The 15,592-nt window shown below is 72.7% G+C and carries 13 protein-coding genes; 10 read left to right on the forward strand and 3 right to left on the reverse strand.

The genetic code is table 11. The annotated features are described in order from the left end of the window. Window positions 1-91 precede the first annotated feature (91 nt). Complete coding sequence (serB, locus tag AB0O82_RS37750; RefSeq protein WP_363589438.1) at window positions 92-1,348, reverse strand: phosphoserine phosphatase SerB; 1,257 nt, start codon at window positions 1,346-1,348, stop codon at window positions 92-94. Window positions 1,349-1,560: 212 nt separating this feature from the next. On the opposite strand from serB, the gene AB0O82_RS37755 reads away from it, so the two are divergent. From AB0O82_RS37755 to AB0O82_RS37765, 3 genes are all read left to right on the forward strand, one after another. Next, window positions 1,561-4,146 carry an FHA domain-containing protein gene (locus tag AB0O82_RS37755; RefSeq protein WP_363589440.1) on the forward strand — a complete coding sequence of 862 codons (2,586 nt, stop codon included), beginning with the start codon at window positions 1,561-1,563 and terminating at the stop codon, window positions 4,144-4,146. Window positions 4,147-4,374: 228 nt separating this feature from the next. Next, on the forward strand, window positions 4,375-5,532 hold the full coding sequence (locus AB0O82_RS37760) for a GAF domain-containing sensor histidine kinase (RefSeq protein WP_363589454.1): 1,158 nt from the start codon (window positions 4,375-4,377) through the stop codon (window positions 5,530-5,532). Continuing rightward, window positions 5,525-6,202, forward strand: coding sequence for a response regulator transcription factor (locus AB0O82_RS37765; protein WP_363589442.1), 678 nt, complete (start codon window positions 5,525-5,527; stop codon window positions 6,200-6,202). The genes AB0O82_RS37760 and AB0O82_RS37765 overlap by 8 nt, the downstream gene beginning before the upstream one ends. A gap of 44 nt (window positions 6,203-6,246) precedes the next feature. Here AB0O82_RS37765 and AB0O82_RS37770 read toward each other — a convergent pair whose 3' ends face one another. Then, complete coding sequence (locus AB0O82_RS37770) at window positions 6,247-7,050, reverse strand: hypothetical protein (protein ID WP_363589444.1); 804 nt, start codon at window positions 7,048-7,050, stop codon at window positions 6,247-6,249. Window positions 7,051-7,198: 148 nt separating this feature from the next. On the opposite strand from AB0O82_RS37770, the gene AB0O82_RS37775 reads away from it, so the two are divergent. From AB0O82_RS37775 to AB0O82_RS37800, 6 genes are all read left to right on the forward strand, one after another. Then, window positions 7,199-7,990: an ABC transporter ATP-binding protein gene (locus AB0O82_RS37775; RefSeq protein ID WP_063349636.1), complete on the forward strand. Its 792-nt coding sequence runs from the start codon at window positions 7,199-7,201 to the stop codon at window positions 7,988-7,990. A 155-nt stretch (window positions 7,991-8,145) separates the two neighbouring features. Beyond that, a complete protein-coding gene (locus AB0O82_RS37780) occupies window positions 8,146-8,556 on the forward strand; it encodes an NfeD family protein (RefSeq protein WP_363589456.1) in 411 nt (136 codons plus the stop codon). A gap of 10 nt (window positions 8,557-8,566) precedes the next feature. Next, window positions 8,567-9,616, forward strand: a complete 1,050-nt coding sequence (locus AB0O82_RS37785) for an SPFH domain-containing protein (protein WP_363589446.1) — start codon at window positions 8,567-8,569, stop codon at window positions 9,614-9,616. A gap of 187 nt (window positions 9,617-9,803) precedes the next feature. Then, window positions 9,804-10,562 carry a sulfite exporter TauE/SafE family protein gene (locus AB0O82_RS37790; protein ID WP_363589448.1) on the forward strand — a complete coding sequence of 253 codons (759 nt, stop codon included), beginning with the start codon at window positions 9,804-9,806 and terminating at the stop codon, window positions 10,560-10,562. A 142-nt stretch (window positions 10,563-10,704) separates the two neighbouring features. Continuing rightward, complete coding sequence (locus tag AB0O82_RS37795) at window positions 10,705-11,010, forward strand: 4a-hydroxytetrahydrobiopterin dehydratase (RefSeq protein ID WP_363589450.1); 306 nt, start codon at window positions 10,705-10,707, stop codon at window positions 11,008-11,010. Between the two features lie 94 nt (window positions 11,011-11,104). Further along, window positions 11,105-13,060 (forward strand): PQQ-binding-like beta-propeller repeat protein, encoded by a 1,956-nt coding sequence (locus AB0O82_RS37800; RefSeq protein ID WP_363589452.1) that lies wholly within the window; start codon window positions 11,105-11,107, stop codon window positions 13,058-13,060. Between the two features lie 34 nt (window positions 13,061-13,094). Here AB0O82_RS37800 and AB0O82_RS37805 read toward each other — a convergent pair whose 3' ends face one another. After that, a complete protein-coding gene (locus tag AB0O82_RS37805) occupies window positions 13,095-13,637 on the reverse strand; it encodes an HNH endonuclease (protein WP_063349641.1) in 543 nt (180 codons plus the stop codon). A gap of 290 nt (window positions 13,638-13,927) precedes the next feature. Between AB0O82_RS37805 and tyrS the strand changes: the two genes are divergently transcribed. Next, window positions 13,928-15,199: a tyrosine--tRNA ligase gene (tyrS, locus tag AB0O82_RS37810; RefSeq protein WP_063351463.1), complete on the forward strand. Its 1,272-nt coding sequence runs from the start codon at window positions 13,928-13,930 to the stop codon at window positions 15,197-15,199. Window positions 15,200-15,592 lie beyond the last annotated feature (393 nt).

Consider the following 15,592-nt stretch of genomic DNA (forward strand, 5'->3'; position numbering starts at 1 on the left):
GGGCGCCGCTTCCCTCGATCGGGGGAACGGGCGTCGGCGACGGAGGGCCCGTGAGGGGGGCGTGGCCCGAGGTCGTGTGCGTCTTCGGGCTCTACTCGGTCAGGCTGCCGTCCACCGCGTCGGCCGCCTCGACCTCCTCCCGGGTGATGCCCAGCAGGTACAGCACGGTGTCCAGGAACGGCACGTTGACGGCGGTGTCGGCGGCCTCGCGCACCACCGGCTTGGCGTTGAACGCCACGCCCAGCCCGGCCGCGTTCAGCATGTCCAGGTCGTTGGCGCCGTCGCCGATCGCCACCGTCTGCGACAGCGGCACCTTCGCCTGCTCGGCGAACCGGGCCAGCCAGCGGGCCTTGCCCGCGCGGTCCACGATCTCGCCGACCACCCGGCCGGTGAACTTGCCGTCCACCACCTCCAGGGTGTTGGCCGCCGCGAAGTCCAGCCCCAGCTCCTCGACCAGGTGGTCGGTGACCTGGGTGAACCCGCCCGACACCACCGCGACCTGGAAGCCCAGCCGCTGGAGCGTGCGGATCAGGGTGCGCGCCCCCGGCGTAAAACGGACCTCCGCGCGCACCTTCTCGGTCACCGAGGCGTCCAGCCCGGCCAGCAGCGAGACCCGGGCCCGCAGCGACTCGGCGAAGTCCAGCTCGCCGCGCATCGCCTGCGCCGTCACCTCGGCGACCTCCTCCTCGCAGCCCGCGTGGGCCGCGAACAGCTCGATCACCTCGTCCTGGATGAGCGTGGAGTCGACGTCCATCACCACCAGGCGCTTGGCCCGGCGCTCCAGCCCGGCCGCGACCACCGCGACGTCCACCCGCTGGGTGGCCGCCTCCTGGGCCAGCTCGGCCCGCAGCTCGTCGGTGGCCACACCGGACACGGCCAGCTCGACCGCCGTCACCGGGTACTTGGCGAGCCGGAACACACGGTCGATGTTGCCGCCCGCCGCGGTGATCCGGGAGGTGAGCGCGGAGACGGCGGCGGAGGTCAGCGGATTGCCGAGCACGGTGACGTGCGAACGGCCCTCGCGGCGCGGCCGGTTGTCGCCGATGCCGGAGAGGATCTCGGCCTGGAGCTTCTGCTCCTCCGCCCAGCGGTGCACGGTGGCCCGCAGTCCGCCCTCGGCGCCGGGAGCGGTGGGCGGGGTGACCAGTGCGCAGAGCGTGATGCGGCCACGGGTCACGACCTGTTCGATGTCGATCACGTCGACGGCGAAGCCTGCCAGGGTGGCGAAGAGGCCGGCGGTGATGCCGGGGCGGTCCTTGCCGAACACCTTGACGAGCAGGGTGCGCTCGTCCGCGGTCCGGGGCTGGGCGGCGGGGAGGGGCTCAGCGGCCAGGGGCGATGCGTTCATGGTGCCTCCCACGCTACCCGCCGGCCGGCGGGCCCAGAGCACCCGTCCCACGTCGCGGACGGGTGCCGGGTAGCAGCCTGGTCACAGTCACCCGGGGCGACTTCTATCGGCGGTCAGCAGGCTGGAATGATTCCCCCCGTCAGTTTCGGAAACATCGCACCCCTGGTCGGGGGCACAATTCGGGGGAACCGAGAGAGCGGGGCAGGCGCACAGTGCCGCAACTCGTCATCGATATCAACGGACAGCAGCGGACTCTGGAGCCCGGGCGGTCCTACACCATCGGGCGCAACCCGCAGTCGGACTTCCCGTTCGACGACGCCAGGGTCTCCTGGAACCACGGGACCATCACCTTCAACGGCAGCGGCTGGCAGCTGGACGACCACGGCAGCACCAACGGCACCTACACGGCCGGCGCCCGGACGACGCAGGCCCAGCTGTTCCCCGGCGCCGTCGTCAACCTCGGCAACCCGGAGAACGGACCCCGGCTCGGCTTCTCCGCGCCCGCCCACGCCGCCCCGCACGCCGCCGCCCCCCAGGCTCCCGCCTGGCACGAGGCCGCCACCAGCCGCAGCGCCGCGCCGACGCCCCAGCCGCCGGCCCCGCAGCAGGGCTGGTCGCCGCAGGCCCCCTACCCGCCGCAGCCCGAGCAGGCCTGGGCGGGTCGGCCCCAGCCACCGTTCCCGCACCAGCAGCACCCGCCCCAGCCCCAGCCCCAGCAGGGCGGCTTCCCGCAGCAGCAGGCCTTCCCGCCCGCCCCGCAGGACGGCGACGGCCCGCAGCCGACGATCATCCGCAACCTGACCGCCGCCATGCGCACCGTCCGGATCGGCCGCGCGCTCGACAACGACGTCGTGGTCTCCGACCTCCAGGTCTCCCGCCACCACGCCGAGCTGCGCCAGCTCCAGGACGGCCGCTACGAGATCGTCGACCTCGGCAGCCACAACGGGATCTTCCTCAACGGCCAGCGGGTGCAGCGCCAGCTGATGGGCCCGCAGGACCGGCTGACCGTCGGCCACTCCAGCTTCGTCCTGGTCGGCGACCAGCTGCAGGAGTTCGTCGACACCGGCGCGGTCTCCTTCTCCGCCCGCCACCTGACCGTCGAGGTCGAGCACAAGGGCGCCAAGAAGATCCTGCTCGACGACGTCAGCTTCGGCGTCCCGGAGAAGTCCCTGGTCGCCGTCATCGGCCCGTCCGGCTCCGGTAAGTCGACCCTGCTGCGCGCCCTCACCGGCTACCGCCCGGCCGACCGCGGCGAGGTCCTGTACGACGGCCGCAACCTCTACAAGCAGTTCGCCGAACTGCGCTCGCGCATCGGCCTGGTGCCGCAGTCCGAGATCCTGCACAAGGAACTCACCGTCCGCACCGGCCTCAAGTACGCGGCCCAGCTGCGCTTCCCCGGCGACACCGAGGCGCGCGAGCGCGCGGCCCGGATCGACGAGGTGCTGTACGAGCTGCGCCTGGACAAGCGCGCCGACAACAAGATCACCGCGCTCTCCGGCGGCCAGCAGAAGCGCGTCTCGGTCGCCCTGGAACTGCTCACCAAGCCGTCGCTGATCTTCCTGGACGAGCCCACCTCGGGCCTCGACCCGGGCATGGACCGCGAGGTCATGCAGATGCTGCGCGGTCTCGCCGACGACGGCCGCACCATCCTGGTCGTCACCCACTCGGTGGCCGAACTCGCGCTCTGCGACCGGCTGCTGGTGATGGCGCCGGGCGGCGCGGTGGCCTACTTCGGCCCGCCGGACGAGGCGCTGCACTTCTTCGGGTACGAGACCTGGGCGGACGTCTTCCAGGCCTTCGAGAACTACCCGGACCACGACTGGGCCGGCCGCTACCGCGGCTCGGTGCACTACCAGCAGTACTCCGCCCCCGACGTGGAGTCGGGCGAGGTGCAGCACGCCCAGGTCGCCCAGGAGGCCGTCCGGCCGCCGAAGCCGCAGAGCTGGGGCTCCCAGCTGTGGACGCTGATGCGCCGCTACATGTCGGTCCTCGCCTCGGACCGCGGCTTCCTGGCGCTGTCGGTGCTGCTGCCCGCCGTCATCGGCGCGGTCAGCGTGCTGGTCCCCAACGGGGCGGGCCTCGCGCCCAATCCGAACACGCAGCTCCACCTCAACAGCGGGGCCGCGACGATCATCATGATCCTGGCGATCGGAGCCTGCTTCTCCGGAGCGGCCAACTCGGTCCGCGAACTGATCAAGGAACGGGCCATCTACGAACGGGAACGGGCCACCGGGCTCTCCCGCTCGGCGTACATGATGTCCAAGATCATCGTGCTGGGCTTCTTCAGCGTGATCCAGGGCGCCATCGTCGCCGCGGTCGGCTTCCTGCCGCGCAAGCTCCCCGAGCACGGCCTGATCGTCAAGGACCTGCCGATCATCGAGATGACCATCGGCATGATCCTGCTCAGCTTCACCGCGATGATGTTCGGCCTGATGATCTCGGCCCTGGTCAAGACCGCCGAGAAGACCATGCCGCTGCTGGTCATGTTCGCCATCATCCAGGTCGTCTTCACCGGCTGCCTGTTCCAGCTCTTCGGCAAGCCCGGCCTGGAGCAGGCCGCCTGGCTGATGCCGGCCCGCTGGGGCACCGGCATCGTGGCCACCACACTGGACCTGTCCAAGCTCATGGGCCCCTGGAACAAGGACTTCCAGAACCCCCAGTACGACCCGCTGTGGACCGCCAGCGTCGCCCAGTGGGCGATCGACGCGGGCGCGCTGATCGCGATCTCGATCGTCATCGGCGTCATCGTCACCCGGCTCCAGCGCCGCCACGAGCCCGAGGTCATGCAGAAGGGCTGACCCCCTTCGCCCCGCCCGACGAGGGGCGGCTCTCCCATCACCCGGAGAGCCGCCCCTCCTCCATTGCGCGGGCCCCGAGACCTAGGTCCCCGGACCTGCGCCCACCCCGGCCGCGGACCGACGCGGCGGCGCCCGCGGCGGCGGTAGTTTGGCGGTATGCCCAGCACGCCCAGCGACCACCGGAGCCCGGCCGGTCCGCACCTCGACCTGCGCGGCCCGGCCCGCCCGATGCCCGGCTGCGACCCCTGCCTGGCCGGCATCGAGGCGGTCAGCCAGGCGCTGCTCGCGATGAGCCGGCACCTGGAGGTCCGCGAGGTGCTGCGCCGCATCACCGCCTCCGCCCGCGACCTGCTCGGCGCCGAGTACGCGGCTCTGGGCGTGCCCGACGACCACGGCGGCTTCGCCCAGTTCGTCGTCGACGGCGTCACCGACGAGCAGTGGCGGGCGATCGGCCCGCTGCCCCGCCAGCACGGCGTCCTCGCCAAGATGCTGCACGAGACCGGCCCCACCCGGCTCGCCGACGTCCGCAGGGCCCCGGCCTTCGGCGGCTGGCCGGCCGCCCACCCCGAGATGGACGCCTTCCTCGGCATGCCCATCCTGGACGCCGAGGCCGCCGAGGACGAACCGCAGGTCACCGGCGTCATCTTCCTCGCCAACAAGCGCGGCGGCGGCCTGTTCACCGACCACGACGAGGAACTGCTGCGGATACTCGCCGCGCACGCCGCCCTCGCCCTCTCCAACGCCCGCCTGTACGAGCGCAGCCGCGAGCTCACCCTGGCCGGCGAACGCGCCCGCATCGCCCACGACCTGCACGACGCCGTCGCGCAGAAGCTCTTCTCGCTGCGGCTCACCGCCAAGGCCGCCGCCACGCTCGTCGACCGCGACCCGGCCCGGGCCCGCGCCGAACTCGCCGAGGTCGCCCGGCTCGCCGCCGAGGCCGCCGACGAACTGCGCGCCGTCGTCGTCGAACTGCGCCCCGCCGCCCTGGAGGAGGACGGGCTGAGCGCCACCCTCGCCTCCCAGGTGCAGGTCCTCGACCGGGCCCACACCGCGGACGTCGCCTTCGCCGCCGACGGCGTCCGCGCCCTGCCGCCCGCGCAGGAGGCCGCGCTGCTGCGGGTCGCCCAGGAGGCGCTGCACAACGCGCTGCGCCACTCCGGAGCCGGCCGCGTCACCGTCACCCTGGCCGGCACGCCCGCGCGCGGCGCCGTGCTGCGGGTGCGCGACGACGGGCACGGCTTCGACCCCGAGTCCGTCCGCCGGGCCGGGCGCCACCTCGGCCTGGCCTCGATGCGCGACCGCGCGGCCGCCGTCGGCGGCACGCTCACCCTGGAGTCCGCCCCCGGCCGGGGGACGCTCGTCGAGATGGAGGTCCCCGGTGCCTGACAACCCGCCTGACAGCACGCCGTCGATCCGCGTCCTGCTGGTCGACGACCACCAGGTGGTCCGCCGCGGGCTGCGCACGTTCCTGGAGGTCCAGGACGACATCGAGGTGGTCGGGGAGGCCGCCGACGGGGCGGAGGGCGTCGAGCGCGCCCGCGAACTCGACCCCGACGTCGTCCTGATGGACCTCAAGATGCCCGGTGTCGACGGCATCGAGGCGCTGCGCACGCTCAAGGGCGAGGGCAGCCGGGCCCGGATCCTGATCGTCACCAGCTTCACCGAGCACCGCACGATGGTCCCCGCGCTGCGGGCCGGCGCCGCCGGGTACGTCTACAAGGACGTCGACCCGGAGGCGCTGGCCGGCGCGATCCGCTCGGTGCACGCCGGCCACGTCCTGCTCCAGCCCGAACTGGCCGAGGCGCTGCTCGCCGACGACGGCCCCCGCGCCCCGCAGGGCCGCGGCGGCACCCTCACCGAACGCGAGCGCGAGGTCCTCGGCCACATCGCCGACGGCCGCTCCAACCGGGAGATCGCCCGCAGCCTGCACCTGTCGGAGAAGACGGTGAAGACCCACGTCTCCAACATCCTGATGAAGCTGGACCTGGCGGACCGCACCCAGGCGGCCCTGTGGGCCGTCCGCAACGGCGAGGCGCGGGACGGCGGCCCGTCCTAGCGGGCCCCGTGTTCAGCGGTCCGCGTCCTGAGCGGGCCCCGTGCTCAGCGGTCCTCGCGCTCGTCGACCAGCGCGTTGTACGCCGCCACCTGCGCCCGCCGGGCGGTGCGCCGCAGCGGCGCCAGCACCGCCTGCCGCGCCGCCATCTCGGAGGCGCTGACCGCCGCGCCGTGCCCGCCCGCGGCGATCGCCAGCAGCGCCGACACCTGCCGGGCCGACTCCAGCACCCGCACCGCACGCGGCGGGTACCCGGGCGCCAGCAGTTCGGCGTGCCCGCGCCGGCGGTACGCCTCCAGCGCCCGCAGCGCCTCCGGTCCGGCGCCCGCCACGTCCAGCCGGGTCAGCAGGAGCGTCGCCTCGCGCAGCCCGTCGGCCAGCTCCCGTTCGGCCTCGTGCAGCGACGGGACGTCGGCCGGCGGTGTGTCGTTGGTCTCAAGGCAGCGCCACAGCACCGTCGCCGAACGGTCCCCGGCCGGGCCGAACACCTCCACCTCCGGCACCAGTCCGAGCGGGACGCCCACCGCCAGCACCGCCTCCCCGACGCCCATCGCCGCTTCGTTGAACGGTGCCGGACCGGTCAGCCCCAGCGGGTGCCCGGCGGACGGCAGAGCCAGTCGCAGGCCCTTGACCCCGAGCACTCGGAGCCGTCCCAGCGCCCAGGTGAGGCCGTGCCGTTCGCCCGGCCCGTCCCCGGGCAGCCCGGTCACCCGGTGGCTCTCGTCGTCGCCCAGCACGGCCGCCGCGGCGTTGTCCGGCGGCACCAGACCGGCCAGCAGGGCGTTGCCCCACGCGGTCAGCCGCCCCGAACGGGGTTCTTCGTACGGATTGTCGGGAGGAGTCGCGAGCATCCGGCCAGCCTACGGAATCGGCGGTCATCCGCGTGGCGTAGGTTTGCCCATGCGTGTGCGGCGCACCCACCCCGTGCCCACCGGCTGCCGGAGTAGGCTCGCCGCCCGCACCGACGGCCGAAATTCTTGTATTGGGGAAGGCGTAGGCATGAGCGACGTGCTGGAGCTGGTGGACGTATCCGTGGTCCGGGAGGGACGCGCGCTGGTCGACCAGGTCTCGTGGTCCATCTCCGAGGGGGAGCGCTGGGTCATCCTGGGCCCCAACGGCGCCGGGAAGACCACCCTGCTGCAGATCGCCGCCACCTACCTGTTCCCGACCGCGGGCAAGGTGTCGGTGCTGGGCGAGAAGCTGGGCGAGGTCGACGTCTTCGAGCTGCGCTCCCGGATCGGCCTGGCCGGCGCCGCCATGTTCGACAAGCTGCCGGCCGAGCAGACGGTGCTGCAGACCGTGCTGACCGCCGCCTACGGCATGACGGTCAGCTGGCAGGAGACCTACGAGCAGTTCGACGAGTCCCGCGCGCTCGCGCTGCTCGACCGGATGGGCATGTCCAACCTCACCGGCCGCAAGTTCGGCACCCTCTCCGAGGGCGAGCGCAAGCGCACCCTGATCGCCCGCGCCCTGATGACCGACCCCGAGCTGCTGCTGCTCGACGAGCCCGCGGCCGGCCTGGACCTCGGCGGCCGCGAGGACCTCGTCCGCCGGCTCGGCGCGCTCGCCCAGGACGAGTTCGCCCCGGCCATGGCGATGGTCACCCACCACGTCGAGGAGATCGCGCCGGGCTTCACCCACGTCCTGATGATCCGCCAGGGCAAGGTGCTCACCGCCGGTCCGATCGACACCGAGCTGACCGCCCGCAACCTCTCCAAGTGCTTCGGCCTGCCGCTCACCCTGGAGCGCCACGGGGACCGCTGGTCCGCGCAGGGCCTGCCGCTGGGCTGAGCCCCCGCCCGCGCCCCGCCCGCGCCTCGCACGCTCCGATGTCGTCGGGTTTCCGGGGACCGGTCGCACGCGCGACCGGTTTCCGCCCCTCGACCTGCGGGAACTGTCCGCCTCGAAGGCCCTTCGCTCCCTAGGATGGACACGTGGACAGCTGGATCTGGTGGCTCCTGGCCGCCGTCGGGCTCGGCATACCGCTGGTGCTGACCGCGATGCCGGAGTTCGCCATGTTCGCGGTCGGTGCGCTGGCGGCCGCCGGCGTGGCCGGGCTGGGCGGAGACGCGGTCTGGCAGACCCTGGTCTTCATCGCGGTCTCGGTCTCGCTGCTGGTCTTCGTCCGCCCGATCGCCTACCGGCAACTGCGGCAGGGCCCGCACATCAAGATGGGCATCGAGGCGCTCCAGGGCGCCACCGCGGTCGTCGCGGAAACCGTCGACGGGGAGGGCGGACGGATCAAGCTGAACGGCGAGATCTGGTCGGCCCGCGCGCTCCACCCGGACAGCGTGTACCAACCGGGGCAGCAGGTCGACGTCGTCGAAATCCAGGGCGCGACCGCCCTGGTCATCTAGGGGAGAGTCCGTGGAACCCGTCCTTATCGTTTTGGTCGTCCTGGTCGTGGTGGCCTTCATCGCGCTGATCAAGACGATCCAGGTCATCCCGCAGGCCAGCGCCGCGATCGTGGAGCGCTTCGGCCGCTACACCCGGACGCTCAACGCAGGCCTGAACATCGTCGTCCCGTTCATCGACCGGGTCCGCAACCGGATCGACCTGCGCGAGCAGGTCGTGCCGTTCCCGCCGCAGCCGGTGATCACCCAGGACAACCTGGTGGTCAACATCGACACGGTGATCTACTACCAGGTCACCGACCCGCGCGCGGCCACCTACGAGGTCGCCAGCTACATCCAGGCCATCGAGCAGCTGACCGTCACCACGCTGCGCAACATCATCGGCTCGATGGACCTCGAATCCACCCTGACCTCGCGCGAGGTCATCAACGCCGGTCTGCGCGGCGTCCTGGACGAGGCCACCGGCAAGTGGGGCATCCGGGTCAACCGCGTCGAGCTGAAGGCGATCGAGCCGCCCACCTCCATCCAGGACTCGATGGAGAAGCAGATGCGCGCCGACCGTGACAAGCGCGCCGCGATCCTCACCGCCGAGGGCCAGCGGCAGGCCCAGATCCTCAAGGCCGAGGGTGAGAAGCAGGCCGACGTGCTCCGGGCCGAAGGTGAGGCGCAGGCCGCGGTGCTGCGCGCCGACGGTGAGGCGGCCGCGATCCGGACGGTCTTCGAGGCCATCCACGACGGCGACGCCGACCAGAAGCTGCTCGCCTACCAGTACCTGCAGACCCTGCCCGAGCTGGCCAAGGGCGACTCCAACAAGCTGTGGATCATCCCCAGCGAGGTCGGCGACGCCCTCAAGGGCCTCGGCGGCGCCTTCGGCGGGCTGACCGGCAACCCCGGCGTCAACGGCGGCGCGGTCGCCGCCCCGAGCGTCCCGCAGGCGGCCCCCGCGGCCACCCAGGTGCCGCTCGACCCGGCGGCCGGCCCGCGCCCGGTGGACACCGAGAAGGGTGCCGCCCGCCCCCGGGTGGACCCGGCCCGCGAGTACCGCAAGATCGACCCGGAGTGACCGGCTGAACCGTCCGGCCCGGGGGCCCGCCACCGCACGGTGGCGGGCCCCCGGCGTGTGGCGGTCGTGGCGGTCGTGGCGTGTGGCGGTCGTGGTGGTGCGTGTCCCGAATCGTGGGCGGCCCTGGTCCGACCGGTGGGCCGTCCGGCATGATCCCCCCGGACAGGACCGAGAGGAGAGGTGACCCATGACGCTCTGGGAGGGCATCGCCGTCCTGGTGGCGGGCGTCGGCGCCGGGATGATCAACGTGATCGTCGGCTCCGGCACGCTGATCACGTTCCCGGTGCTGCTCGCCATCGGGATTCCGCCGGTCACCGCCAACGTCTCCAACACCTTCGGCCTGGTGCCCGGTTCGCTCAGCGGCGTGATCGGCTACCGCCGCGAGCTGGCCGGCCAGGGCCACCGGCTGCTGCGCCTGGGCACCGCCTCACTGCTCGGCGGACTGGTCGGCGCGCTGCTGCTGATCAGACTGCCGAACGGCGCCTTCGACGCGATCGTCCCGGTACTGATCCTGCTCGCCCTCGTCCTGGTGGTGATCCAGCCCAAGGTCGCCAAGGCGGTCGCCGCCCGCCGCCGCCCCGACGGGGACCCGGACGGCGGCCTGCTGCTGTTCGTCGGCGTCTTCCTCACCGGCATCTACGGCGGCTACTTCGGCGCCGCGCAGGGCGTCCTGCTGCTGGCGCTGATGGGCATGCTGCTCCAGGAGGACCTGCAGCGGATCAACGCCGTGAAGAACGCGCTGGCGATGGTCGTCAACGGCGTCGCCGCGCTGTTCTTCCTGTTCACCTCCACCGTCAACTGGGCGGCCGCCGGCCTGATCGCGGCGGGCTCGCTGGTCGGCGGCCTGCTCGGCGCCAAGGTCGGCCGCCGCCTGCCGCCGGTCGCGCTGCGCGGGATCATCGTGGTGGTCGGCCTCGCCGCGGTCACCAAACTGCTGCTGAGCTGACGAGCTGAGCATCCGTCGGGGGACGCCCGCCGGGGGGCTGCCCGTCAGCGGCTGTGTCGTCCGGTGCGGAGGGCCCCGGCTCGGTATGTTCCTCGAAGTGCACGCCTGACCGGACGACGAGACGACGAACGGAAGAGCTTCGATGAGCAGCAGGGCACGGCTGAGCGAGGACGAGATCACGGCGGCCCTGGCCGCACTGCCGCGGTGGACCAGGGAGGGTGACAGCGTTGTCCGCGTGGCCGACGCCCCCGACTTCCCGGCGGCGATCCGGGTGGTCGTCGCCGTCGCCGAACAGGCCGAGGCGCTCGGCCACCACCCCGACGTCGACATCCGCTGGCGCACCCTGCGCTTCGTCCTCTCCACCCACAGCGCGGGCGGGCTGACCGGCCTGGACTTCACCCTGGCCGCCCGCATCGACGAGGCGCTGAAGGCCGAGTCCGCGGGCTGACCTCCCCGACCCCCCGAGGCCGGGGCGGCGCGCTCGAACGGGCGTGAGATGCTGACTGCCGCATCGGCAGGCGGCTCGGGAGGGACGGGAACGGATGGCGCAGGAGCCCTTCGCAGACGCCCAGCAGCAGCCGTGGTACCCCCAGGGCCGGCAGGCCTGGCCGGTCGGCGGGCACCAGGAGCCGCAGCCGCAGGACCACCCGCAGCAGGAGTACTGGCAGACGGTGGCGGGCTACGGCCAGGGCGGGTACGGGCAGGGCTCGCCGTACGGACAGGACCCGCGCCAGGACGGGCAGGACGCGCAGTACGGACAGGACCCGCAGTACGGGCAGACCGGCTACGCCCAGGCTGGGTACGCCGAGACCGGGTACGCCGAGGGCGGCTACGTCCAGGGCGGCTACGCCGAGGGGCAGTACCAGCAGTACCAGCCGTACCCGGATCATGGGCAGCAGCAGTACGCGCCGTACGCCGTCCCGGAGCAGCCTGCGGGGGAGGGGCTGTACGTCCCGGTGGGGGCGGAGTACTCGGCCGACGGGTACGTGCACATCGAGGACGCCGAGCCCGTTCCGGTGGAGCCGTCCACGGAGCCGGAGCCCGAGCCGGACACGACGCCCGAGGCCGTGCCCGTCGCGCCGTCGCGGGCTGCCGCCCGTCGGGGCAGGTCCCCGAAGGCAGGCTCCTCGACGGCGGGCTCTTCGCTCTCGGCCAGGGCCCGCGCCGCCGCCGGGGCGGTGCTCACCGGCGAGCACGTGCCCAGCCGGCGGACCCTGCTGGTGCGCACCGGCGCCGGGGTGGCCGCGCTGGGCGTGCTGGTCGCGGCCGGTCTGATGGTCGGGGCCGAGGGCGGCGGCAGCGCGGCCGCGAGCAGCGGTGGGGAGCCCGGTTTCGCCGTCGCGCACACCAAGGTGTGGTCCGCCCAGCCCGCCGCGTCCGGGTCGCCGGGTGACGACACGCTGGTCGGCAGCTGGCTGCTGGCCGATGCGGTGGTCCGCGCCGACGCCGCCGGTGTGCGGGCCTACGACCTCGCGGCCGGCAAGCCCGTCTGGTCGGTCGAGCCACCGGCCGCCGGGGCCGTCCCGTGCGGGCTGTCGGCGGGGGTCAACCAGGCGGGGCTGGGCGCGGTGCTGTTCCGGGCCCAGGCCGACCCGAAGAGCCCGTGCACGCTGGTCGCCGCCGTGGACACCAAGACCGGCAAGACCGCGTGGACGAAGACCGTCTCGGACGCCAAGGGCGCGTACGGCGCGCGGATCGGCGTCACCGAGGACAAGGTGATCGCGGTCGGCGACGACCGGGCGGTCGCCTGGGAGTCCGCGGACGGCAAGGACGTCTGGCAGTACACCGGGCAGGGCAAGTTCTGCACCCTGTCCGGCGGCGTGACCGGCAAGACCGTGCTGGTCGCCTCCTCCTGCGCCGACTCGACCCCCGCCGACCAGGCCGTCGCACTGAACACGGCGGACGGCAAGGTCAGTTGGTGGCGCGGCCTGAACAACCGGCCGAAGACGGTGACCGTGCTGTCCGCCGAGCCGTCCGTCGTCCTCACCACGGGCGAGAAGCCGGAGGACGACCGGGTGTTCTCCTGGGGCGCGGGCGGCGACCCGGCCGCCGAGATCCCGGTGGTCGGCGACGGCGGCCGGCTGGACGTCGGCCACGGCACGTTCTCGGCCACGCCCGAGGTGTTCTTCCAGAACCGCACGATGGTCACCACGCTCGTCCCGGCGAACGGCGGCGGACCGGGCGCGGCGGTCGGTTACGACCTCGACACCGGTAAGCAGCGCTGGAAGGCGCCGACCGCCGCCAAGGGCACCGTCCGGGCGGTCGGCGTCGACGGCGGCGCGCTCGTGCTCGCCGCCGACGAACGCCGCGACCAGCCCGCCCGCCTCAGCCGGTTCCCGCTGGCCGGCGGCCAGGAGGCGACCGGCGGCAACTTCCCGCAGGGCACCGGTTCGCTGCTGGTCTCCGGGCGGGTGCTGATCGGCGGCGGGCGGGTGGTCGTGATGCCCGAGCACTCGGCCAACTACGGCACGGCGGCGGGCTACCAGGCGAAGGGTTAGCCCGGGCCCCGTAGGGCGCGGCTCGCGGCGGCGCTCACGCGGCCGGGACGGCTGTCGGAGCGGGCTGGCCCGGCACGGCCGGCAGCCAGTCGGCCAGCTCCCGGGCCTCCGAGCCGCGCAGGCCGAGCGCCAGCATGAGGGTGGCCTGCGGGGTCGGCACGAACGGCCGGCGCAGCAGCCTCATCCCGGCCTGTTCGGGTGTCCGGTCCGCCTTGCGCTGGTTGTCCTCCGGGCACGCGGCCACGGTGTTCAACCAGCTGTCCTCCCCACCGCGCGACCTGGGCTGCAGGTGGTCCACCGTGGTGGCCCGCCGCCCGCAGTACGCGCACAGGTGCTGGTCCCGGGCCAGGACACCCCGCCGCGACCACGGCGCCTGTTGTCGGAACGGCACTCTCACGTAGCGCTGAAGCCTGATCACCCGGGGCACCGGGATGCTGACGCCCGTCCCCCGGACCGTGCGCAGCGGATGCGCCTGCTCCACCACCGCCTTGTCCTGGAGCACCAGGACGACGGCGCGCTGGAGCGACACCGTCGTCAGGGGCTCGTAGCTCGCGTTCAGAACCAGCGTGTTGCGCACTCGGCACACCCTTCCCGCGGGCGTGCCACGGCGGCACGACCGTCTCCACACACGTCACTGCCGCCGCACGGCGGTGACACCACTCTGAACGGGCCCACAGCCGACGAACAACGGAATTTCCGGTATCGGGCAGGCGCCGGAGCGGCCGGGGGAGGACTGCGGCACGACGCTCGGGGAAAACCCGCTGGCCCCGACCGCGTAGGCTCTACCACGCTGGAGTCGCACCGACCCGGGGTCCGAGAGAACGGGCCGCCACCGGGCGGGCGCCCGATCGAAGGAGAAGCGTGACCGTGACGGACATCGTCGACGAGCTGCGGTGGCGGGGGCTGATCGCCCTGTCCACCGACGAGGACGCACTGCGCAAGGCGTTCGCGGACGGCCCGGTCACGTTCTATTGCGGCTTCGACCCGACGGCCCCCAGCCTGCACCTCGGCAACCTCGTGCAGATCCTCACCATGCGCCGCATCCAGCAGGCGGGAAACCTCCCGCTCGGCCTGGTCGGCGGGGCCACGGGCCTCATCGGTGACCCGAAGCCCACCGCCGAGCGCGTCCTCAACGACCCCGAGACGGTGGCCGGCTGGGTCGAGCGGCTGCGGGGCCAGATCTCGCGCTTCCTCGATTTCGAGGGCCCCTACGCGGCGCGCATGGTCAACAACCTGGACTGGACGTCCGGGATGTCGGCCATCAGCCTGCTGCGCGACGTGGGCAAGTACTTCCGCGTCAACAACATGATCGCCAAGGAGGCCGTCGCCCGACGGCTCAACTCCGACGCGGGTATCAGCTACACCGAGTTCAGCTACCAGATCCTGCAAGGCATGGACTACCTGGAGCTGAACCGCCGCTACGGCTGCACCCTGCAGACCGGTGGCAGTGACCAGTGGGGCAACCTGACCGCCGGCACGGACCTGATCCGCAAGGCCGACGCCAAGTCCGTGCACGCGCTGGCCACGCCGCTGATCGTCAAGGCCGACGGCACCAAGTTCGGCAAGACCGAGTCCGGCACGGTCTGGCTCGACCCCGAGCTGACCACCCCGTACGCCTTCTACCAGTTCTGGCTGAACGCGGACGACCGGGACGTCCCCAACTTCCTGCGGATCTTCAGCTTCCGCTCGAAGGAGGAGATCGAGGAGCTGGAGCGCGAGACCACCGAGCGCCCCGCCGCCCGCCTCGCCCAGCGAGCCCTCGCCGAGGAGCTCACCACCCTCGTCCACGGCGCCGAGCAGTACGAGCGCGCGGTCGCCGCGTCCAAGGCACTGTTCGGCCAGGGCGACCTCGCCGACCTGGAGGCGCCGACCTTGGCCGCCGCCCTGGCCGAGGTCCCGAAGGCCGAGGTGGCCGAACTCCAGTCGGTGGTCGACCTGTTGGTCGCCGTCGGCCTCGCACCGAGCCGTTCGGCCGCCCGCCGCACGGTCAAGGAGGGCGGCGCCTACCTCAACAACGTCAAGGTGACGGACGAGGAAGCGGTGCCGGCCGAGGCCGACCTGCTGCACGGTCGCTGGCTCGTGCTGCGCCGCGGCAAGCGCAACCTGGCGGCGGCGGAGCTGGTTCCGGCTACGGCGTGACCGAAACACGACGCCGCTGAGCTGCGGCTTCGACATACGAGGGCGGGATCCAGCCGGATCCCGCCCTCGGTGTTTGACGATGTCGTCCGGGTGGCCTAGTGTTGAACGAGTCGCTGATGCGGCCATCCCACTCCGCAGGACCCACCCTCACCTCGATACCCATTGACATGGGTTTGTTGGCGTTCCCGTCAACCGTGGTGAGTGTGAATTTCGGGTGACAACCGAAATGCGCTAATGTGGAGGCCGTCGCGGAAAGCGGCCCGACCAGTTCGGGAAATCGGATGAATGAAACTCCGGAAAACGGAGCGGAAAACATCTGGTAAGCTGGAAACACGAAAGAACGAAGCGCCCGGAGGGCCCGCTGGAAGGCGGTCCGAAGGAAGTGTCCGTTCC

The sequence above is a fragment of the Kitasatospora sp. NPDC088264 genome (assembly GCF_040685715.1).
GTDB lineage: Bacteria > Actinomycetota > Actinomycetes > Streptomycetales > Streptomycetaceae > Kitasatospora.